16 protein-coding genes are annotated in these 21,313 nt (G+C 42.9%); 12 read left to right on the forward strand and 4 right to left on the reverse strand.

Annotated elements, in window-relative coordinates; genetic code table 11:
- Positions 1–26 precede the first annotated feature (26 nt).
- The 5 genes from AC1EKT_RS03205 to AC1EKT_RS03225 all read left to right on the forward strand — a co-directional run bounded on the left by AC1EKT_RS03205 (position 27) and on the right by AC1EKT_RS03225 (position 5,229).
- Positions 27–1,367 (forward strand): DNA recombination protein RmuC, encoded by a 1,341-nt coding sequence (locus tag AC1EKT_RS03205; protein WP_415687077.1) that lies wholly within the window; start codon positions 27–29, stop codon positions 1,365–1,367.
- Between the two features lie 58 nt (positions 1,368–1,425).
- Positions 1,426–2,274, forward strand: coding sequence for a hypothetical protein (locus AC1EKT_RS03210; RefSeq protein ID WP_103084431.1), 849 nt, complete (start codon positions 1,426–1,428; stop codon positions 2,272–2,274).
- 57 nt (positions 2,275–2,331) lie between these two features.
- On the forward strand, positions 2,332–3,138 hold the full coding sequence (locus AC1EKT_RS03215) for a TrmH family RNA methyltransferase (protein WP_415687078.1): 807 nt from the start codon (positions 2,332–2,334) through the stop codon (positions 3,136–3,138).
- 130 nt (positions 3,139–3,268) lie between these two features.
- Positions 3,269–4,261 (forward strand): ATP-binding cassette domain-containing protein, encoded by a 993-nt coding sequence (locus tag AC1EKT_RS03220; RefSeq protein WP_415687079.1) that lies wholly within the window; start codon positions 3,269–3,271, stop codon positions 4,259–4,261.
- Positions 4,258–5,229 carry an ABC transporter permease subunit gene (locus AC1EKT_RS03225; RefSeq protein WP_415687080.1) on the forward strand — a complete coding sequence of 324 codons (972 nt, stop codon included), beginning with the start codon at positions 4,258–4,260 and terminating at the stop codon, positions 5,227–5,229. The genes AC1EKT_RS03220 and AC1EKT_RS03225 overlap by 4 nt, the downstream gene beginning before the upstream one ends.
- A gap of 203 nt (positions 5,230–5,432) precedes the next feature.
- Here the strand turns inward: AC1EKT_RS03225 and AC1EKT_RS03230 are convergent, their stop codons facing one another.
- From AC1EKT_RS03230 to vly, 4 genes are all read right to left on the reverse strand, one after another.
- On the reverse strand, positions 5,433–7,751 hold the full coding sequence (locus AC1EKT_RS03230; protein WP_415687081.1) for an ATP-binding cassette domain-containing protein: 2,319 nt from the start codon (positions 7,749–7,751) through the stop codon (positions 5,433–5,435).
- Between the two features lie 146 nt (positions 7,752–7,897).
- On the reverse strand, positions 7,898–9,028 hold the full coding sequence (locus AC1EKT_RS03235) for a hypothetical protein (RefSeq protein ID WP_415687082.1): 1,131 nt from the start codon (positions 9,026–9,028) through the stop codon (positions 7,898–7,900).
- A complete protein-coding gene (locus AC1EKT_RS03240) occupies positions 9,025–10,203 on the reverse strand; it encodes an ATP-binding cassette domain-containing protein (protein WP_481616222.1) in 1,179 nt (392 codons plus the stop codon). Before AC1EKT_RS03240 ends, AC1EKT_RS03235 begins: the two co-directional genes overlap by 4 nt.
- 164 nt (positions 10,204–10,367) lie before the next feature.
- Entirely contained in the window at positions 10,368–11,918 is a 1,551-nt protein-coding gene (vly, locus tag AC1EKT_RS03245; protein ID WP_415683188.1) for a cholesterol-dependent cytolysin vaginolysin, read from the reverse strand.
- 497 nt (positions 11,919–12,415) lie between these two features.
- Here vly and gatC point away from each other — a divergent pair, with 497 nt between their 5' ends.
- The 7 genes from gatC (at position 12,416) to rho (ending at position 21,298) form a co-directional block, all read left to right on the forward strand.
- Positions 12,416–12,712 (forward strand): Asp-tRNA(Asn)/Glu-tRNA(Gln) amidotransferase subunit GatC, encoded by a 297-nt coding sequence (gatC, locus tag AC1EKT_RS03250; RefSeq protein ID WP_391496148.1) that lies wholly within the window; start codon positions 12,416–12,418, stop codon positions 12,710–12,712.
- A gap of 3 nt (positions 12,713–12,715) precedes the next feature.
- A complete protein-coding gene (gatA, locus tag AC1EKT_RS03255) occupies positions 12,716–14,257 on the forward strand; it encodes an Asp-tRNA(Asn)/Glu-tRNA(Gln) amidotransferase subunit GatA (RefSeq protein WP_415683189.1) in 1,542 nt (513 codons plus the stop codon).
- A gap of 33 nt (positions 14,258–14,290) precedes the next feature.
- A complete protein-coding gene (gene gatB / locus AC1EKT_RS03260) occupies positions 14,291–15,790 on the forward strand; it encodes an Asp-tRNA(Asn)/Glu-tRNA(Gln) amidotransferase subunit GatB (protein ID WP_415683190.1) in 1,500 nt (499 codons plus the stop codon).
- A gap of 256 nt (positions 15,791–16,046) precedes the next feature.
- Positions 16,047–16,955: a GNAT family N-acetyltransferase gene (locus tag AC1EKT_RS03265; protein ID WP_391496150.1), complete on the forward strand. Its 909-nt coding sequence runs from the start codon at positions 16,047–16,049 to the stop codon at positions 16,953–16,955.
- Positions 16,955–17,269 (forward strand): DUF2469 domain-containing protein, encoded by a 315-nt coding sequence (locus AC1EKT_RS03270; protein ID WP_004105898.1) that lies wholly within the window; start codon positions 16,955–16,957, stop codon positions 17,267–17,269. The genes AC1EKT_RS03265 and AC1EKT_RS03270 overlap by 1 nt, the downstream gene beginning before the upstream one ends.
- Positions 17,270–17,360: 91 nt before the next feature.
- Entirely contained in the window at positions 17,361–18,980 is a 1,620-nt protein-coding gene (locus AC1EKT_RS03275; protein WP_032835339.1) for an NAD(P)/FAD-dependent oxidoreductase, read from the forward strand.
- A 338-nt stretch (positions 18,981–19,318) separates the two neighbouring features.
- Positions 19,319–21,298, forward strand: a complete 1,980-nt coding sequence (rho, locus tag AC1EKT_RS03280; protein ID WP_481616125.1) for a transcription termination factor Rho — start codon at positions 19,319–19,321, stop codon at positions 21,296–21,298.
- Positions 21,299–21,313 lie beyond the last annotated feature (15 nt).

Below are 21,313 nucleotides of genomic sequence, written 5' to 3' on the forward strand. Positions count from 1 at the left end.
CAACTCAATAGTGTTTAATAGAACGTATGTTCGATAATATTGTGATGCTTGTTTTAATGGTGGTTGCTGTCGTAATAACCGCCATTGTTGTGCTGGCTATTGTTAAGCACAACTCTGGAACGCAAGGCGCTAATGGCGTAAACCAGCGCGAATTTAACGAATTGCGCTCGCAGTATGAACAAGCGCGCACTCAAGCGCAAGAAAATGGCAATCAGGCTATACGATATCGCACACAAGCAGAGCAGCTTGCTGAGCGATTGAAATTTGTGGAGTCTGAGCTGTTAAAAGCGCAGCAAGCAGAACAATTGCGAGTGAATCGCGAAGAACAATTGCGTGCAGAGCGAGAAGAACGCGAACGATTAAATCGTGAAAAAACTTTGAAAGAGCAAGGTAAAGTCTTGGAAGCTCTTGCTCCAGTAAAAGACAATCTTGAAGCTCTGAAGAATAAAGTTTCGCAGATTGAAGAAGGACGCAAACAAGAAATGGGTGTGCTGAGCACTCAGCTTAAAGGCTTAAGCGAGCAGCAAACAAGGCTTGACCGCGAAACAAGTTCGCTTTCTGCAGCATTGCGAAATAACAAGGTTCGCGGAGCTTGGGGCGAGGCTCAGCTAAAGAATATTGTGGAATCCGCAGGCTTGCTTGAACATGTTGATTTTGATACGCAGGTTGTTGTAACTGGAGTAAATGGCGAGCAGCAGAGGCCGGATATGGTTGTGCATCTGCCAGGAGGCAAAACAATTCCAGTTGATGCAAAAGTTCCGTATGCTGATTATCAACGCGCTTGTGAAATACCAGATAACGCAAGTGACGAAGAATTAGCTAGAAGAAGTGAGCTTCTAAAAGCGCACGCTAAGGCTTTGCGAGAGCACGTTAGAGTATTGGGAGCTAAAGCATATTGGCAGGCTTTTGAAACAGCACCAGATTTTGTAGTTGCATTTATTCCAAACGAAGCGTTGCTTCAGGCGGCTCTTGAAGCGGATCCAACGCTTATGGATGATGCTTTTGCGCAAAAAGTAGCACTCACTTCGCCAGTTACTTTGTGGGCCGTGCTTAAGTCTGTTGCGTACGCATGGCAGCAGCAAAGTCTTACAGATGATGCAAAAGAACTTTTCGATTTATCTCGAGAATTGTATGATCGCTTTGCAGTTCTTGGAGAAAATGCTTCAAAACTTGGCGTATCTTTGGCAAGAACAGTTGCAGCTTACAATAAGTTTGCTTCTTCGCTTGAGTCGCGAGTGTTGGTAACAGCGCGTAAACTTCAGAAGTTAGATCAAAGTAAAGTTATTGCTTCAATAGATCTTATAGATTCTGATAAAGCTGATGTTAAAGAGCTGAGCGCTCCGGAAGTATCAGTAGAAGATCGTTAAGCATAAAAACATCAAAGCATCAAAAATTGAAGAACTCTAAACGCTAAGGAGTGTAATAATGACGGAATTACAAGAGGAACGCGCGGAACTTAAGCGCATGCTTTGTGCGGATATGAGTGCGAAACCATTTAGTGAACTGTTTTCTGTTACATTTGTTCAGCGCGGCTCTAAGCTGGTTGGTGATGTTCTTTTTGATGCAATTGAGAAAGCTGGGTATTCGTTAGAACGCGATGTTGACGCTATTGGTGCGTTAACTGCTGCTGCAGTGCCTATGGTTTTTGCGCTTATTCATGCTGCAGAACGTAAAGGAATTGCACTCGACGGCTTCGTTATGGATTTTGTTTTTCCTGCAACAAAAGGTCCGTCAGTTAAAGGCAAGCGAGTATTGTTACTTGACTCTTGGCTTTCTGAAAAATCGTATGTTCAAACTTCTTCGCTTGTGACTTTACGACACGGCAATGAATTAAGTCTTGATTTTGGCATTGTTAATCAGCAAGGCGCGCAAATTCTTGCTATAGTTGCATTAATTGGTGGTGTTGACGCCGACGAACAAGGCACAAGGCATCTTCAATTAGTAAATCCAATAAGTGAGGAGAGTACTAAAATGGCATTTGTTCAAGCTTTCGATGAAGAAGAATTACGTGCAGATGCAGATCACGACGATTGCTGCAACGACAACTGCTGTGGCGGTCATTGCGAGGTTAAATGCACGGGTGATTGTGCTCATGATGGTTGCACTGAGCCTTGCTGTGAAGACAATTGCTGCGGTGGCCATTGCAAAGTAGAGTGCACTGGTGATTGTGCTAACGATGGTTGCACTGAGCCTTGCTGTGAAGATAACTGCTGTGGCGGTCACTGCAAGTCAGGTTGCACAGGCGATTGCGCAACTGACGGCTGCCAAGACTAGCTGCAATTACTAGCTGCCAATACTAAACAAAAGTATTAAACGGAGCAAAACTCACACATGCACGAACCGAATCCAATTACTTTGGCTGCAAAAGCTTCCGATGAGCCAGAATTCCGACCTATAGGAGTTGGCCCGTGGGAAGAAGAGCATCCAGGTGAACCTCGCCCAGATAATCCAGAATCGCCAAATTATGATGCGCGGTTTAGCACTGAATTACTAGACGAAGGCGACCAGCGTAACGTCCTAGACCGTTACCGGTACTGGAAAGTAGAATCCATAAAAGCGGATCTCGATTCTAAAGGCCGTCATGAGTTTGAAGTAGCTGTAGAAAATTGGACTCACGATTTCAACATAGGCTCTATGGTTCGTACTGCAAACGCGTTTACAGCGAAAAAAGTGTATATCGTAGGGCCTCATAAATGGAATCGCAAAGGCTCGTTAATGACCGAGCTTTACCAATACGTTGAGTGCTGTCCGACGATTGAAACTCTAGTAACTAATTGGCGCGAAAATATGCTTAAAGAAGCAGAAGAAGCGCATCAACTTTTGCTTAAAGCACAAGCAGAAGGCAATAAAGAAGCCGAAAAAATCGCAAATATTAAGGAACAAGACGCTAAAAACGCTCGCGTTATAGCGCTCGATATTATTCCAGGCGCTGTTGCTATGGAAAACTACAAGTTCCCTAAACGTTGCCTTATGCTTTTTGGTGCAGAAGGTCCAGGTCTTTCTAAAAAAGCGTTAGAAATGGCGGATGACGTTGTTTATATTTCGCAATTCGGCTCTGTTCGCTCGCTAAACGCAGGAGCTGCTGCGGCTGTTTCCATGCACGCGTGGATTGCGCAACATGCAGCACCAAATTGCTGATACAAGCTACAAACAGGCGAATATAAACAAACAATCGCAAACAAACAATCGTATTACAAAACGCAGCAGCCTGTACTCATAAACGCTTACATTTAATGTGTATTTTTTTTATTTGTGATACTGTTAAGCTATGTTAGAATTCCAACATATCACAAAGCGTTTCGGCGCAAAAACATCGCTTAACGACGTTTCTTTCGTCGCTGAAGACGGTAAAGTCACGGGCTTTTTAGGCCCTAATGGCGCTGGTAAATCTACTACCATGCGTTGCGCGTTAAATCTTATTCATGCCAATAGTGGCACTTCTCTTATTGACGGAAAACCTTACGCAAAAATCGCATCCCCAATGACAGAAGTTGGCGCAGTTCTTGACGCAAAGTCTGCCCACAGAGGTCGTTCTGCTTATAATCACTTGTATTCACTCGCTTTAACTCACGGAATATCAAAAAAGCGCGTTGACGAAGTGATTGATATTACTGGTTTAACTAGCGTAAAAACCCGCAAAGCGGGGTCCTTCTCGCTCGGTATGAGCCAGCGTCTTTCGATTGCGGCGGCACTTTTAGCAGATCCGCACAATCTTATTTTGGACGAGCCAATTAACGGTTTGGATCCAGAAGGCGTTAAGTGGGTTCGCGAATTGTGCAAGTATTACGCAAGCCAAGGTCGAGCAATACTACTTAGTTCGCACTTAATGAGCGAAGTTGCGCTTACTGCAGATAACTTGGTTATTATTGCGCATGGCGAAATTTTGAAGCGTACAACAGTACAAGATTTTGTTAATGCACATTCGCAGCACGCTGTGCGACTTGTGACTCCAGAAGGCGAAAAGCTAAAGTCTGTGCTTGCTCAAAATCATCCTGAATGCAAGATTTTGCAAGATGTTCGCACTCCTCAAGACGTTCAAGAAGGCGAGCTCCTCAGAATAACAGGATGCGAGCTTAATCAGCTTGCTCGCGAAATTGCAGATAATCAAATCATGGTTTATCAGCTGAATCAAGAGCATGCATCGCTTGAGGAAGCGTATTTGGCTCTTACACATGGCCAAGAGCAGTACGCAACAAAAGCATTGCCAAATGCTACTGCTGCGACTGAAACGCAATATGCAGATGGAGGAAGCGCAAAATGAGTGGGCAAATTAATCAATCTGTTAATCAAGAAACAAGCAGCTCTTACAAAACCGGCAGAAGCATGAACGCTCAGCACCTACGTCTTACATTTATGAACTCGCTTAAATCTGAGATGGTTAAGTTGCGCGGACTTGCATCAACATGGTGGTGCATGGCATTAACAGTTGTTTTGCCAGTAATTTTCAGCTTTATAATCGCGCTTGTGCAAAAAGCAATGTCTAAAGTTGACATTAAGAATGGAGCAAGTCAAAGTAAATCAAGCGCTGCAATTACTGTTGGGCCGAGCAATAAAAGTGACCTTATTGCATCTCAAGAAAGCATTTTCCGCTTGGTCATTAGCTTTGCTTCTGTATTTTTGATTGTTTTGTCGATTTTTGCAGTGCTCGCTGTAACCGCGGAGCATTCTACAACTTCGATTCAGGCTTCTCTTACTGCTGTACCTAGAAGGGGTATGTTTTTTACGGCTAAGTTTATTGCTGTTGCAATCTACGTTTTTGTGGTTCAACTTATTGCAATGGCAGTTTCGTTAGCTGCTGCAGAATTAGCTTTTATGGGAGATAACATTTCCGGATTATCGGGAAGCAACGTGTGGAAATTGCCGCTTACTCTGTTTCTTGGATCTCCTGCAATTATGGTTGTTGTAGCAGCAATGGCGTACGGTTTTGGCATGATTTGCAAGTCAACTGCTGGCGGAATTATGTGCGTTATTGGAGCCGTGATGATTTTGCCTAGTGTTCTTAGCATTATTATGTTTGCAAGCAATTTCGCGAAGTGGAATTCAATACTTATACAGCTTTTGCCAGCCACAGCGGTGGGGAAATTCTTGGGCGGCTCCCCTAATTCGGGTGCACAGCTTCCACCAAACGCATATGTTTTCACATGGTGGCAGTCCGGTTTAGTGGTTCTCGCTTGGGGCGTAGTTATGTACGTAATTGGCTACGTAATTGAAAAGCATCGCGATATTTAAACATAGTAAGTAAAATAAAAAATAATCCCCGTTCGATTGCAATCATTACTGAGCAAACGAGCGGGGTTTATTTATTGCAACTATTTGCTAATACTAGTTTTTCTAATTCTTCTTCTTGCTAGAAATAAAGCACCCAGCTGCAAATAGCACAATAGCCCAAGCAACCATAGCAATAATAGATGGCACTAATCCTGACACTAGACTTATTGCGCATTTCCATTAGCATCCTGATCATCTTGTTTCTTTTTAGCAAATTGAGGATGAGCATACTCTGGACCAATATATGAAGTATCAGGCAATGGCAGCTCGTTTGTAGGCTTAGCTTGCTGCGGTTGCGCATACTGAGGTTGTTGCGCGTATTGCTGCTCATAGTATGGTTGCTGACCGTATTGCTGATTGTAATATTGTGGTTGTGCGTACTGTTGTTGAGCGTACTGCTGACCGTATTGGATTTGTTGTGGTTGTTGTGCGTATTGCTGCTCATATTGTTGTTGCGCGTATGGTTGCTGAGCATACTGATTTTGTTGAGCGTACGGTTGCTGTGCATATTGCTGTTGCGCATACGGTTGCTGAGCATACTGATTTTGTTGTTCATACGGCTGTTGCGAGTACGACTGCTGAGCATACGGTTGCTGCTCGTATTGTTGTTGAGTGTATTGTTGTTGAGTGTACTGTTGTTGTGCGTACTGTTGTTGAGCGTACTGCTGACCGTATTGGATTTGTTGTGGTTGTTGAGCGTACGGTTGTTGCTCATATTGTTGCTGAGCGTACTGCTGTTGCGCGTACTGATTTTGTAAGTATTGTGGAGTCTCCTGCTGCGGTTGAATAGGTTGTGGCTTTTGAGCTGACAAGTCAGTTTGAGAGGCTTCTTCTATTACGTTGTCGTGTAGCACAGGTGCAGATTTGGCTTGAGGTTCAGGTTTTGCTTGTATCTCGGGTTCAGGTTGAGGTGCAGGTTGTGGCTCAGCTGGTGTCTCGGGTTCAGGCTCAGGTTCAGGCTCAGGTTCAGGCTCAGGCTCAGGTGTTACTCGCACAGCAGGCTCAGTATTTGCTTGCACTGCAGACTCAGGCGCTACATTTGTTTCATGCTCTGTCGTTGGCTGCGTATCAAGCTCAGGGGATACCTGTGCCTCAGGCTCAGTAGTCACATGCGTTTCAACCGCGATTGTTTCCTTAGGCTCAACTGCTTGAGGCTCAACTGCTTGAGGCTCTGCATATATATGAGATTCTTCCGTCAGCTGAGGCTCTACTTCTGCCTTTACTTCTGCCTCTACTTCTGCCTTTACAGTTGTATTTTCTGTTGTTAATTGAGTCTCAGGCTCAGGAGTTAATTGAGGCTCTGTTGTTAGTTGAGTCTCAGAAGTTAATTGAGTATCAGGCTCATTTTCAGGCATCAATTGAGTCTTAGGTTCAAGAGTTAATTGAGGCTCAGGCTCAGTTAATAATTGAGGCTCTACTGCCACATCTTGCGTTAATTGTTGTGCTGAATTTAGCTGAGTCGTTTCATTGTTGATATTATTAGGGATTTGTTCTTGAACATATACTCCTGTAGGATTCTGGTATTTTTGTTCATTGTTATAAACATATGGAGGTTTGGACACGTATGCTGCGTTGTCTCCTATTGTCGCCATATACGCATCTTCGAGTGAAACGCATTCTTTACTCAACTGATATGTAAGTAATTGTTTATCGTTAAAGAATTGCGCCAAATCTGCAATATTTGCATTATTTATAACGAAAGCTGCGCCTTCCTGCACGTCTTCGCTTTTGTGCTCAACTTGCATAATAGAGCATTCGCTATGCTGCGATTGCATAATGTCAAATAGCTTTTCTGGTTCAGGAGTAACAACTCGTACAGTGTTTTGAGAATATGCAGCAAGCAAATCTGCCACGCTTGTTTTTTGTAGAATTTTACCATGCGCAATAATAACAAGATCGTCTGCAATAAGAGAAAGCTCACTAATGTTATTAGTGCTGATAAGTACAGCACCACCGCGTTCTGCATAGTATTTGCAGATATCGCGCATCCATCTAACTCCTTCAACGTCTAAGCCATAGAATGGATTATCTAGTATAAGGTTATGAGGGTCTGCGAGAAGTGCTGTAGCAACCTCAAGTCGTTTGCGCATGCCGGTTGACATTTCTTTGATTTTCATATTCTGTATAGAGCTGATTCCAGCAATATCCAGAGCTTCTAATATGCGATTTTTTGGAATTTTACAATATTTCGCAACGAATGTGAGCTTTTTTATAGCACTAGTATTTCTGTAATTATCTTTTAAATCTAATACAGTGCCGACTGTTTCTATTGGGGACTTAAGCTTTTTGTATGGGACGCCGTCGAATAATGCTTCACCTTCATTGGATTTTATGAGTCCCAATGCGCAATATAGCGCAGTTGATTTTCCAGAACCGTTAGGTCCAACAAATCCTGTAACTTTACCATCTTCTGCTACAAAAGAAATATTATTTAGTACTTGCTGTTTTTTATAGTACTTGGATATATTTTGTATCTCTAACATAACTAAATCCTACTGCGTAATTTTAAATAAATCTATTATTATTGCTAAACCCCACCCGATTTTTTAGGTTCTTGTTGAACTCGCAACCGGATGGGGTTTATGCAATTAATGTTTTTAAATTTAATGTATTATCTAACTCATTAATATCATTTCATAATATTTCTCATTCTTTCTACGGTATGTCCGATTCCGTAGAATAATGCCGCCCAAATAATCATGTATAGAAGCGAAATCATGAAGTTTGGTATAAAAATAGTCCAATTACTTAAGTGTAATTCCGCATCTAATAAGAAATTACTTGCGGCATATGATGGCAACATTTGTAAAATATTCAAAGAACCTGTAACTGCAGGATTTGAAATAAGCAACATCAAAGGGTTGGACATGCCGTATGAACTGTATAAGGCATATGAATACATTGCAGAAAAATGTGTAACGCCATTAATTATGGTACTTATTAATGCGACAATAGTTATTAAAGCAATAGCCATCTGCGATAGTACAAGCCATAAAGTTCCAGCAGCTGCAGATTTGCATATTAAAGCTATTCCGTAGCCCATAATTGCAGACAAAACCATGCATATTGCTGAAAGAATCATCATTGCAATTGATACGCTAAATAGACATTTTCTTTGTGGGTCAAATGGCATATAAAAATCAGAGAACATAGCTGAAAGAGCTATATTTAATACAATCATAGAAATTATTTGCATAATGAATGCATAAAATACTACGACAGTTAATCTTGCAAATATAAGTAGGTTTCTTCGTGGGACTGCAATAACAGAGCTTCTTATCGATCCTCTTTTGCGATCTTGAGTTGCAGCTTTGCTTGCGAAAACAATGACGATTATAAGTGCAGATAGCGCGAGCGGAATGCAAAATAATGACGCGGCGTTTTTTACAGCGTCAATAAAATGTTGTTTTCCATTGCAGTCACTGGCAAGCATGAAACCATTTGATCTATACATTCCGCTGCATGATGGCGCAGATTGATATCCTTGAGCTAATAGTATAGACGGACTCATTCCTGCAGGAATAAACGCGTGAATAATAGATGACAGTAAGGATGCGGAAATAATTGGAAATATTATGAACAGTGCTGTGCACCACCATGTAAACTTTGCGTATGCTAACTTAATTGTTTCAGACTTAAGCACATTAGCAAAAGTTAAATGGTAGCGTGTGTTTCTTTTTAAAGATGCAGAAAATTGCATCTGTGCTTGCATTTGGTTCATATTTACTGCATTTTGGCTATTCATAGTTGATGCGTTCATCGTGCTTCTCCCTGAATGCTCTGTTGCGATTGTGGAATATATTGCGTTTTCTGTTCTTTTAGAGATTGCGCAAATTGTGGATGTGCATATTGTTGTTGATCGTATTGCGATTGCCTGTATTGTTGACTGTGTCGCGCTGTAGGTTGCGCAGGTTGCGCAGGTTGTGCAGGTTGCGTCTGAACATATTGCATCTGCTGTTGCTGCATATATTGAGTTTGAGCAGTCGCGCCGTTTTCCATACTCTTATATGCGCTAGTAGGAATGGATACGAATCTTGCATGCTTAGCAGTCATTGCTAAATAAGCGTCCTCTAAAGGAATGTGTTCATTATTTATTTGGTAAGTAATCAATTGTTTATTGGCAAAACTTTGAGATAAAGATGTAATATCTGCGTTATTTATAACAAAAGCCGTGCCTGCTTGAACATCATCGTTTTTGTGAACAACTTTAGTAACAGTGCACTCTCTATACTGTGACTGCATGATGTCAAGAAGCTTTTCAGGTTCTGGAGTTATAACTCTAACTGAAGCATATTGCGAATAAGATTCAATAAATTTTTTAGTAGTAGTTTGTTGCAAAATGTTGCCATGTGCAATAATAACCAAGTTGTCTGCTACGTTAGCAATTTCACTAATTGTGTTTGAACTTAGCAATACAGCTCCGCCGCGTCTTGCATAATATTTACACAAATCTCTCATCCATCTAACGCCGTCAGCATCTAACCCGTGGAAAGGCTCGTCTAGAATAAGGTTGTGAGGATCTGCTAATAACGCTGTCGCAACTGATAGTCGTTTACGCATGCCGGCTGACATTGATTTAATATCCATATTTTTTATAGAGCTGATTCCGGCAATATTCAGAACTTCTAATACGCGACTTTTTGGTATACCATAAACGGCTGCGAAAGCGTTGAGATGATTAATAGCGCTTCTGTTATAATCTTCAATCTTTATATCTAACACAGAACCGACTGTTTCAATTGGAGATTGAAGACCCTCATAAGGAATGCCATCAAAGTAGGCTCTGCCGCTATTGGTTTTCATTAGTCCCAATGCACAATACAGTGCAGTTGATTTTCCGGAACCGTTAGGTCCAACAAATCCTGTGACTTTACCATCTTCTGCTACAAAAGAAATATTATTTATTGCTAATTGTTCTCCGTAGCTTTTTGTCATATTTCTTATTTCTAACATAACTAAATTTTACTGCTAAAAATATAATAAAAAAATCCTATTTATATAAAAATTAAGGACTTTATCTTGTAACTGGCTACAGGATAAAGTCCTTAATTGTTTCATTTTTATTTATTTATTTATTTATGCTCAATTGCAATATGAGTTCAGTCATTCTTTACAGTCTCAGCAACGCGAGGCCACAAGGTTGTACCCCAGTTCTTGATTGTGCGCTGGCGAACCAACGGCAAATCGGTGCGGTTGTACACTGTACGCCATGGTTCCCATACCAAGCCGGTCTTTTCTTCCAACTTAATGCGAAGATTGCGCACATTGCCCTTGAACTGAATCGTTGTGCTGAAGTGAGCGGTACGATACTTGCCGTTTCCTTCCCAAGCGCGAGAACGTACGTATGGAGTTCCGTCGATATCAGTGCCGTACTCATCCCAGTAGACGTAGTAGCGAGCTACATAAGCTCCACGGTGATCCAAGGTCAAATAGCCGTCACGGTAAGAAGAAACCTTGGTTTCAACATAATCGCTGTTGCTCTGAAGAGTTGCTACTTCGTTATCTTTTACGAAGGAAGTAGTGTAAGCGATTGGAACAGCTGGGCTGGAGGTGCTCAAATTTGCACCTTCCTGAATCAAAGCCTTAAGCGTATCGATGTTGCCGGTAATAACCTTTGCTGCACCGTCAGCGCTGCCGCCGAGAATCACTGCAGTAACAGAAGTATTCTGGAGAATGCGATGGAACTCGGTGTTTGGCTTGATTTCTACGCCCTTAATTGCTGCTTCTACTGCAGCCTGGAAATCAGTGCTCTTGCTGGTGGTATCGAACTTTACATACATTGAGCGGCCATAAGCTACGTTTGACACGTAAACTGGTGGGCGCTTGCTGTCGACGCCGCGGTTCTTCAAGCTTTCTGGCGTAGTGCATGGAGCAAAGAAGTCTGCTGGGCTATCTGGAGCGTCAACGCTTACTGTGTAGTAAGTTTGCTTGAAGTTCACAATTTGAGTCTGCTTCTCACCCTTGTGTACTGCATCGAAATCAATCTTCAGCGGTACGCCAATCTTTGCAAAATCAGCACCAAACTTAGCTTTGAGCTGGTTCATGCTCTGTGCGCTTGCGGAATCATACTGCATACGAGCTGCCACATGATGGCTTGCTGCATATTGTGCATTCCACTTAGAAACTAAGCCGTTAACTGCTGAAGTAACGGAGCTCTTGGTTGGATGCTGCACAGTTACAGCACTCTCGCCGCCATGGAAGCCTGGCAAATCAATGCTCAAAGTTAATGGAGCACGATTTGCTGAAATCAAGCTTGGCATGTTATCCATCAAATTCTGGTCAGCGCGGAATAATGCACCAGGATATACGCGATCATTGTTGGCGGAAGTTACCGACAAGTTTGAAGTTGTATTTGTGATGTTCTTCTTCTGGTGTTCAACAACAACGAATTCGCCGTTATTGTTGAAGCTGTCGCTGGAGAATTTATTGTTAATTGTTTCGCCGTGACGTGCGAGAATATTTGTTTTATCGTAATGCAAATCCCACAAGTAGTTGTTCAGCGAGTCCTTGCTAGCTGCGCAAGATGCAGCTGGATCCGAAGGTTTTGCAGAAGAATCTGCCATTGCTGGAACTGCTAAGCATTGTGGAATAATAGTCGCGCCCGCGAGCAACAACATTGCTGCATTACGGTAGAACTTTGTGCTCTTCATATGTATCCTTCAATTTTTATTAGATTTTATTTCAAATTATTTTTTCAGTGAGATGCTGCAAATACGTGCTTCAGTGCATATATATGCTTCAGTGCATCAGCTTCAGCTTCTCACATCACATGATTATTACACACTTTTTATTTATGTGATAATTGTTTAAAATAATTTTTTAAGTTTCAAACAAAAGTTTAAATAATGCTGAAATACCAACACTTTTTGGTTACGTCAGTTTTGTCGTTTCGGCGTGTTGACAGGTAAAATGAGCGGATTTTACGTATTTTGATTTGTGATAATTTTGTGAAAATATAGGCAAAATATCTGTTCAAATATTATTTAGTGTTACGCATGAGCTTTTTAATTTCTGCAGTCTTAAAAAATTAATTCCTAACACTTTCTCAATAAAACAAAAATAATCAACAAATAACTCTAATAAAGCTTTTATCCACATTGCTTTTTTCTACTAACGAAGGTCACGTATCACACATATAGTTGAGGTTATGCCTACATTCACACGCGAAGAAATTGAGCATTTGGGCGTTTTGTCCCAGATTGCTTTAAGCGACGAAGAAATCAGTCGCTTGCAAGGCGAATTAAACGTCATTGCAGAATCTATTAATAAAGTGCAGGAAGTTGCTGGCGAAGATGTGCCGCCTACTGCAAATCCAGTTCCTTTGGAAGCTTATTTGCGCCCAGATGAGCCTGCTACACCTTTGACTCAAGAAGAAGCTCTTTCTGGTGCTCCTAAAAGTGAGTCTGGCATGTTTGTAGCGCCTCGAATTTTGGGGGAGGAATAAAACATGACTAATACTCAAGATTTAGTAAAACTTTCTGCTGCCGATATGGCAAAGGCTGTGAAAGCTAAAGAAGTTTCTAGCCGCGAACTTGTTGAAGCTCACTTGGCAGTCATTGAGTCTGCAGAGCCAGAAATTAAGGCATTCTTGCATGTTTCTGCAGATATTGCTCTTGAGCAGGCAGATGCTTTTGATGCCAAGAATGCTAAGGGCGAGACTGAAGGATTGCCTGAGTTGGCTGGTGTGCCAATTGCAATTAAGGACATGATTGTCACTAAGGGCATTCCTACTACTGCAGCATCTAAGATTCTCGAAGGCTGGGTTCCACCTTACGATGCTACTGTTATTGAAAAGCTCAAGGCAGCTGGTATGCCAATTCTTGGCAAGACTAATTTGGATGAGTTCGCTCAAGGTTCTTCTACAGAGCATTCGGCTTATCAAACTACTTGCAATCCTTGGGATACTGAGCGTGTTCCTGGCGGTTCTGGCGGCGGCTCTGCAGCTGCGGTTGCTGCATTCGAAGCTCCTATTGCTTTGGGTACAGATACTGGTGGCTCTATTCGTCAGCCAGGTGCTTTAACTGGTACAGTCGGCGCAAAGCCAACTTACGGTGGTGTTAGCCGTTTTGGTGCAATCGCTATGGCAAGCTCTCTCGACCAGATTGGACCTGTTTCTCGTACCGTTCTTGATTCTGCGCTTTTGCAGGAAATTATCGGCGGTAACGATAGGCGCGATTCCACTTCGATTCCAGCTCCTGTTCCTCCAATGGCTCAAGCTGCTCGTGAGGGCGCTCGCCGTGATTTGAAGGGCTTGAAGGTTGGTCTCGTTAAGGAGCTTAGTGGCGATGGTTTCCAGCCAGGCGTTGAAGCACGCTTTAATGAAGCTGTGCAATTGCTTAAGGATATGGGTGCAGAAGTAACAGAAGTTTCTTGCCCTCATTTCCCTTATTCTTTGGCTGCTTACTACATTATTATGCCTTCAGAAGTTAGCTCTAATTTGGCTCGCTATGACGGCATGCGCTACGGTTTGCGCGTGATGCCGCCAGCAGACAAGCCTCAGACGGCCGCAAATATGATGGCTGCAACTCGTGAAGCTGGTTTCGGTGACGAAGTAAAGCGTCGTATTATTCTCGGTACTTACGCGCTTTCTGCTGGCTATTACGACGCATGGTATGGTTCTGCACAAAAAGTTCGTACACTTATTATTCGCGATTTCGAAGAAGCGTTTAAGAAAGTAGATGTTCTTATTTCTCCAACAAGCCCTACAACGGCATTTAAGTTTGGTGAGAAGATGGATGATCCACTTTCTATGTACATGAACGATATTGCTACAATTCCTGCAAACATGGCTGGAGTTCCTGCTTTGAGCCTCCCTGCTGGCTTAAGCGACGACGGTTTGCCTGTTGGCATTCAGATTATTGCTCCGCAATGCCATGATGAAAAGATGTACAAGCCTGCAGCAGCGTTGGAAGCAGCGCTCGAAGAGCAGTGGGGCGGCCCAATCTGGAAGTCGCTTAAAGCTGGTTGGCTCGATTCATTGGCTAAGTAAAGTGAAGTAAAGCTTAAGTAAGAAGGATATCTAATGGCTGAAAAACTTATGAAATATGCCGATGCTGTTGAGCAATTCGATCCAGTATTCGGTTTGGAAACTCACGTTGAGCTTTGCACTCGTACGAAGCTGTTCTGCCCAGCAGAAGTATCTTTTGGTGGAGAGCCAAATACTCAGCTAACTTCTGTAAGCCTTGGTTTGCCAGGCTCTTTGCCGGTTTTAAACAAGACTGCGGTTGATTACGCTATTAAGCTCGGTTTGGCATTGCATTGCGAAATTGCCGAGTGGAGCCAGTTCGCTCGTAAGAACTACTTCTACCCAGATATGCCTCGCGATTACCAGATTTCCCAGTACGATAAGCCTACTAATGGCAACGGTTACTTGGATGTTGAGCTCGAAGATGGCACCGTGTTCCGCGTGCCGATTGAGCGTGCTCACATTGAGGATGACGCTGGTAAGAATACTCACGTTGGTGGTGCTGACGGTCGTATTGAAGGCGCAAATCATTCTTTGGTTGATTACAATCGCGCAGGCGTGCCTTTAATCGAGATTGTAACTAAGCCAATCGAAGGTGCAGGCAGCCGCGCTCCAGAAATTGCTGGCGCTTATATGCGTGCTATTCGCGATATTGTTCGCGCTCTCAACATTTCCCACGCTCGCATGGAGCAGGGCAATATGCGCGCTGACGTGAACGTTTCGCTTCGCAGAAAGCCAACCGATCCATTTGGTACGCGCTCTGAAACTAAGAATGTGAACACATTCCGTGGAATCGAAAAGACGCTCCAATATGAGATTCGTCGTCAGGCTGCTATTTTGAGCGAAGGCGGCGAGATTTTGCAGGAAACTCGTCACTGGGATGAGGCAACTCAGACTACTGCTGGCGGTCGTGTGAAGTCGGATGCTGACGATTATCGCTACTTCCCAGACCCTGATTTGGTTATGCTTCACATCACTAAAGAGCATATTGAGCGCATGAAGGCAGAAATGCCTGAAATGCCTCGCGAGCGCCGTAACCGTTTGCAAAGCGAATGGGGTGTTAGCGATCTTGAAATGCGCGATATTTTGAACGCGGATGCTCTTGATTTGGTTGAAGAAACCGTTAAGTCTGGCGCAACTGCAGCAGGTGCTAAGAAGTGGTGGCTTGGTGAGCTTGCTCGCGAAGCAAACACTCGTGGCGTGACTTTGGAAGAATTGCCTATTACTCCGCAAGATGTGGCTGAAGTTGAAAAGCTAATTGCAGACGGCAATCTTAACGATAAGCTCGCTAAGCAAACTGTTGCATGCGTTTTGGCTGGCGAGGGTAAGCCTGATGAAGTTGTTAAGAAGCACGGATTCAAGGTTATGAACGACGACGGTGCTTTGGAAGCTGCTGTTGACGCTGCTCTTGCTGCTGATCCTGAAGTTGCAGAAAAGCTTAAGGCTGGAAATATGAAGCCGATGGGTGCAATTATTGGTGCTGTTATGCGTGCAACTAAAGGTCAGGCTGATGCTAAGGCTGTTACTAAGATTGTGATGGCAAAAATCAAAGGCTGAAAAGTGCTGTAAAAGCTGAAAAATTTAATATTTGATAACGCCAATGTATAAATGCAAAAGCGTAATCAATATTCAAAAGTAAGTGCTGCGTACTTGCTACATATTCAAATCAAATTTGTTTGTGTAGCAGGTGCGCAGAATTTACTATTTATCGACATTGCAAGGCATTTTTCGTCTTCTGGATTATCATATATTATGCGACATGAGAATTATGCGAAGGGCTTAATTTTCAAAGGCACAATACAAGTAGGTGACTATGCAACAAACCAATGATGGTGTTATTAACTCTCGCGAGTTACCAAAATCTATAGTAATTCCTCAAATTCGTGGAGAGATGGCGCTCCTTCGTCCAGCTACGTGCGATGATTTGCAAAGAATGGATGATTTGTGCGCATTCGATGGTGCTGCAGTTATTACTGGAAAGGATGCTAATTCAGAGCGTTCTATGGTTCATTCGTGGGTTGAGAGATCAATGCAATGGACTAAAGATAATCTTATTGGCGAAAATCCTTCTGAATCTTGTCGTTTTGCTGGCGATGTTCAATTGCGTCACACTATTGCATGGGCGATTGTTCCTGATGTTTTGGATGATTCAAATAATGCTGCTGGTGACATTATTGGCATGATTTTCCTTATAGATATTGACGGATGGTCTCGCAGTGCTCGAATTCAAGTTGTTTTAGGCAAAAATTATCGAGGAAGAGGCTATTCGCGCGACGCAATGCCTAGAGTTATGACTTATGCTTTTGCATCAGAGCCGACTGGTCTAGGGTTGCATAGAATTTGGGTGGGAGTTCCGGCAACTAATACTCGCTCACTTTCTGTGTATCAATCTCTTGGATTTGTAAAAACAGGCACTGCGCGCGACGCATTATGGGATGCTCAAAATCAAAAATATCAAGATTTTGTTGTAATGGACACTCTTGTAGATGAGTATGATGCAATTCGCTCGCTAGATGCGTTTGGTCTACACGTTATTGAAGAAAATCCTGGTGTAGTTGAAGCTTTGAGCGCGCATGAGCATTCTGTGGCTATACCTGTGCATCGTGATAATCTTGATGAAGCATGGCCGTACAATGCAAACGTCTCTGAAGGAAGTTCATCAAAAAAAGCTTGGTGGCGCATTATAGGTCGTGGACGCAATCGTAATACGGAAGGTAAGTAATGAGCGCCGAAGATCTCGACAACTATGAAACCGATGCAGAACTTGCGTTATACAAAGAATACCGTGATGTTATTAAGCTTTTTACTTATGTTGTAGAAACAGAGCGACGATTTTATTTAGCCAATAAAGTCGATTTTAATGTGCGTTCAGCAGGTCAGGATGTTTATTTTGATGTTCAACTTACGGACGCTTGGGTATGGGATGTTTACCGCCCTTCGCGTTTTGTTAAAAATGTACGAATAGTGACTTTTAAAGATGTAAATGTTGAAGAAGTACAGAAAACAGACATTGACATTCCTGAATCTATCGCGTGATGCGCGTATGCTCAATAAGGATATATAGAAATTGCTTACCTAGCACGCAAAGTGTTTTCGTAAAAATTTGATGTATTAAGATGGAGGACAAGTGACGGATACACAATCCCCAAAGGAATCTGTGGTAATTATTGGTGGCGGTCCGGCAGGGTTGACGGCAGCCTGGGAACTCGTTAAGGATGGCGGATCTAGCCGCTACGACGTAACAGTACTCGAAGCCACGCGTGAATTTGGCGGTATTTCGCGTACTGTGAAGTATAACGGCAATCGTATGGACATCGGCGGTCATCGTTTCTTCTCAAAAGATGACCGTATTATGCAGTGGTGGCGTGAAATGCTGCCTCTACAGGGTGCGCCTTCATATGACGATAAAAAGCTTGGTCGTCATCACGATTTGGAAGCAGGTGGACCTGATCCTGAAGTTGAAGATGAAGTGATGTTGAAGCGTCATCGCGTTTCTCGTATTTTCTGGAATCATCATTTCTTTGATTATCCAATTTCTCTTTCTGCAGCAACCTTGCGCTCTATGGGCTTTATTTTGACAATGAAGGTTGGCTTCAGCTATTTGTGGTCTATGATTCACAAGTTGCCAGAAACTAATCTCGAGAACTTCTACATTAATCGTTTCGGCAAGAAGCTTTATTCCATGTTCTTTGAGGGTTATACCGAGAAGCTTTGGGGTAGGCATCCAAGCCAGATTTCTGCCGATTGGGGTGCTCAGCGCGTTAAGGGTTTGAGCATTGTGGAAGTGTTGAAGAACGCTTTTTCCAAGCTTTTCCCTAAGAAAAAAGGCAAGAAGAAGGAAGTAGAAACCTCATTAATTGAGGAATTCTGGTATCCAAAGCTTGGTCCTGGTCAGTTATGGGAAACTGTTGAGCGTCGTTGCCGCGAAAACGGTGCTACTGTGCGTACAGACGCAAAGGTAGTTGCTATTAAGCAAGCAGACGGAAAGATTTCCAGTGTTGTAGTTGAAGATGCAAATGGAGAGCGTTCAGAATTGCACGCCGACCAGTTTATATCTTCTATGCCAATTAAGGATTTGGTAGCTGCTCTTGAGCAGGGTGCAGATGGTGACGAAAAAGCTGAAGTTCCAGCAGAAATGCAGCGCGTTGCCAAAGGTTTGCCTTATCGCGATTTTGTGACTGTAGGCTTGCTTGTTAAGCGCGTGCGTCTGCGTAATACTACTACTATTCCAACGCTTGGTAATCCTCCTATTGTTCCTGATTGCTGGATTTACGTGCAGGATCCTGGATATAAAGTCGGACGTTTGCAAATCTTCAACAACTGGAGCCCATATCTCGTTAAGGATGTCGATAACACCGTTTGGATTGGTCTTGAGTACTTCTGCGAAGAAGGCGACGACTTCTGGAATATGAGTGATGATGATGCTCGCAAGATGGCTATTGACGAGTTGACTCGTATGCAGGTTATCAATGGTGAGGAAGACGTTCTTGATTCTCATCGTGAGCGAGTTCCAAAGGCATATCCTGCTTACTTTGACACATACGCTCAGATGCCTGAATTGATTGATTATCTTGATGGCTTCGGCAATTTGTATTGCGTTGGTCGTAATGGACAGCATCGTTACAATAACCAAGATCATTCAATGGCAACTGCTATTGAGGCTGTAGAAGATATCCGAACTGGAGAAACTTCTAAAAAGAACGTGTGGTCTGTTAATACTGAAAAGTCGTATCACGAAAAGAAGTAGTAATTAATTTTCGTATAAATTTGAGCGTTTGATTTTAAAGCGCAAATAATTTAGCGATATAGCGTCAATAATACTGGACATTGCCCATGTTATTGGCGCTTTTTGTTTATTCTAATATCGCTTTAAAAGCTTTATAAAAATTGTAATAAAAATACTAAATACTATGGCGCGCCGCGTTGTACAGCGTCGTATAGCTGTAGTAGCATACATAATGTTCGTTGTTATGTGCATATGAATTGTTATGAAATAGCAGCGAGTTCGTGACGGATTTTTCCGTAATCTTCCATGTAAAGACTTGCCGGGGCTCTATTCCGTGTGAGTTAAGGAAAGGTAAAATTGTGGCAACAGGCCAGAATCTTGAAAAAATGAAGCTTTCAGAATTGAAAGATCTTGCGAAACAAATGGGCTTGCGCGGAACATCTACAATGCGTAAGCCTGAGTTGGTGGCTACACTGACGGCTGCTCGTAATGGGGGAGAAGCGCCTGCAGGTGTAAGTGTTCGTGTTCCTCGTGATGTTGTGAATGCTAATAAAACTGCAGATATTAGTACAGATATAGAAGATGCTGAATCGTCGAAAGACAATAGTGATTTAGAAGCGTTAGAAGGTTTGGTTCCAAATACTACTTCAGATCGTCGCTATAGAGACGAAGAAGATTTTGGGAATAAAAATTATCGACGCGATGCGAATCGTAATAATACATTCCAGCGTCGCCGTTCTTCAGAAGATCGTGATGATAATCGCGATCGTAGAGAAGATGGCATGGATTCGCATGAGTTGGATCAAATTTTGGCAACATTGCCTGGCGAAGATTCTCATGCAGAGGGTGAACCGCGTCGTCAGCGTGTAGCTTCTCGTGACTTTGATAGAGAAGAACAGCAAAATCGTACTGATCGTTTCCAACGCCGTATGCGTGGTCGTGTGCGTGATTACGATGAGTCTCGTTCAGATTATTCAGATAGACAAAATCGTTCAGAACGCATGGATCGAGTAGAACGTGACGATCGTGATGAACGTCGTGCTGAGCGTGGAGAACGTCAAGATCGTAATGATCGTAATGATCGCAATGTTCGTCTTGATCGCGATGCCCGTGATGCGCGCGATGCTCGTGAAGAGCATGAGTTACGCGAGCCTCGTCGTGAAGAGCCTCAGGAAGAGCTCGTGCCAGTAGCTGGAATTGTTGATGTCTTAGAATCTTACGCATTCGTGCGCACTTCTGGTTATTTGCCTGGTCCTAACGATGTTTATGTTTCAATGAGCCAAATTAAAAAATATGGCTTACGCAAAGGTGATGCAGTTCAAGGCTCCATTCGTGCTCCTCGCGAAGGCGATCGTCGAAATCAGCGTCAAAAGTTTGTTCCTTTGCAAACAATCGATAGCATTAATGGAATGAGCGTTGAAGAAGCTCAATCTCGTCCGCAATTTGCTAAGTTGACGCCGTTATATCCGCAGGAGCGTTTAAAGCAAGAAACTACTCCGAATCGCATGTTGGGACGCGTTATTGATTTAGTTGCCCCAATTGGTAAAGGTCAGCGCGGTTTGATCGTGTCTCCGCCAAAGGCTGGTAAAACCATTACTCTTCAGAATATTGCAAATGCAATTACTACAAATAATCCTGAAGTGCATCTTATGGTTGTTCTTGTCGATGAGCGTCCAGAAGAAGTTACCGACATGGAACGCACTGTACAAGGTGAAGTGATTTCTTCTACATTTGATCGTCCTGCAACGGATCATACTACTGTTGCTGAGCTTGCTATTGAGCGTGCTAAGCGTTTGGTTGAGCTTGGCCAGGATGTTGTGGTTTTGCTTGATTCTATGACTCGTTTGGCTAGAGCCTACAATATTGCAGCTCCTGCTTCTGGTCGTATTCTTTCCGGTGGTGTTGATGCTCAAGCGTTGTACCCACCAAAGAAGTTCTTCGGTGCTGCTCGAAATATTGAAGACGGCGGCTCTTTGACGATTATTTCTTCTGCATTGGTTGAAACCGGCTCTAAGATGGATGAAGTAATCTTCGAAGAGTTTAAGGGCACTGGAAATATGGAATTGCGCTTGAGCAGAGATTTGGCTGATAAGCGTCTCTTCCCAGCAGTAGATATTAATGCTTCTGGAACTCGTCGCGAGGAGTTAATTACTCCAGCTGCAGATTTGCCAGTTATTTATCGTTTGCGCCGTCTTTTTGGTGGTCTTGAGGCAGAGCAAGCATATCAGACTTTGATTCCTCGATTGAAGAAAACTGCTTCAAATCGTGATTTCTTAACTGCTATAACTCAACAAACTGGCACTGCTACGAATAATTCTTCTTCTACGACTGTTGCGTAGTTTTTATTTCGTAAG

The sequence above is a fragment of the Bifidobacterium sp. C0047B3 genome (assembly GCF_056590535.1).

Excerpts from the sequence above, each read along its gene's own strand:
- AC1EKT_RS03240 (WP_481616222.1), bottom strand. The coding sequence starts at position 10,203 with ATGACAAAAAGCTACGGAGAACAATTAGCAATAAATAATATTTCTTTT.
- gatA (WP_415683189.1), top strand. The coding sequence starts at position 12,716 with ATGACTAATACTCAAGATTTAGTAAAACTTTCTGCTGCCGATATGGCA.
- AC1EKT_RS03265 (WP_391496150.1), top strand. The coding sequence starts at position 16,047 with ATGCAACAAACCAATGATGGTGTTATTAACTCTCGCGAGTTACCAAAA.
- AC1EKT_RS03220 (WP_415687079.1), top strand. The coding sequence starts at position 3,269 with ATGTTAGAATTCCAACATATCACAAAGCGTTTCGGCGCAAAAACATCG.
- gatC (WP_391496148.1), top strand. The coding sequence starts at position 12,416 with ATGCCTACATTCACACGCGAAGAAATTGAGCATTTGGGCGTTTTGTCC.
- AC1EKT_RS03235 (WP_415687082.1), bottom strand. The coding sequence starts at position 9,028 with ATGAACGCATCAACTATGAATAGCCAAAATGCAGTAAATATGAACCAA.
- AC1EKT_RS03225 (WP_415687080.1), top strand. The coding sequence starts at position 4,258 with ATGAGTGGGCAAATTAATCAATCTGTTAATCAAGAAACAAGCAGCTCT.
- AC1EKT_RS03210 (WP_103084431.1), top strand. The coding sequence starts at position 1,426 with ATGACGGAATTACAAGAGGAACGCGCGGAACTTAAGCGCATGCTTTGT.
- AC1EKT_RS03230 (WP_415687081.1), bottom strand. The coding sequence starts at position 7,751 with ATGTTAGAGATACAAAATATATCCAAGTACTATAAAAAACAGCAAGTA.
- AC1EKT_RS03205 (WP_415687077.1), top strand. The coding sequence starts at position 27 with ATGTTCGATAATATTGTGATGCTTGTTTTAATGGTGGTTGCTGTCGTA.
- gatB (WP_415683190.1), top strand. The coding sequence starts at position 14,291 with ATGGCTGAAAAACTTATGAAATATGCCGATGCTGTTGAGCAATTCGAT.
- vly (WP_415683188.1), bottom strand. The coding sequence starts at position 11,918 with ATGAAGAGCACAAAGTTCTACCGTAATGCAGCAATGTTGTTGCTCGCG.
- AC1EKT_RS03215 (WP_415687078.1), top strand. The coding sequence starts at position 2,332 with ATGCACGAACCGAATCCAATTACTTTGGCTGCAAAAGCTTCCGATGAG.
- AC1EKT_RS03270 (WP_004105898.1), top strand. The coding sequence starts at position 16,955 with ATGAGCGCCGAAGATCTCGACAACTATGAAACCGATGCAGAACTTGCG.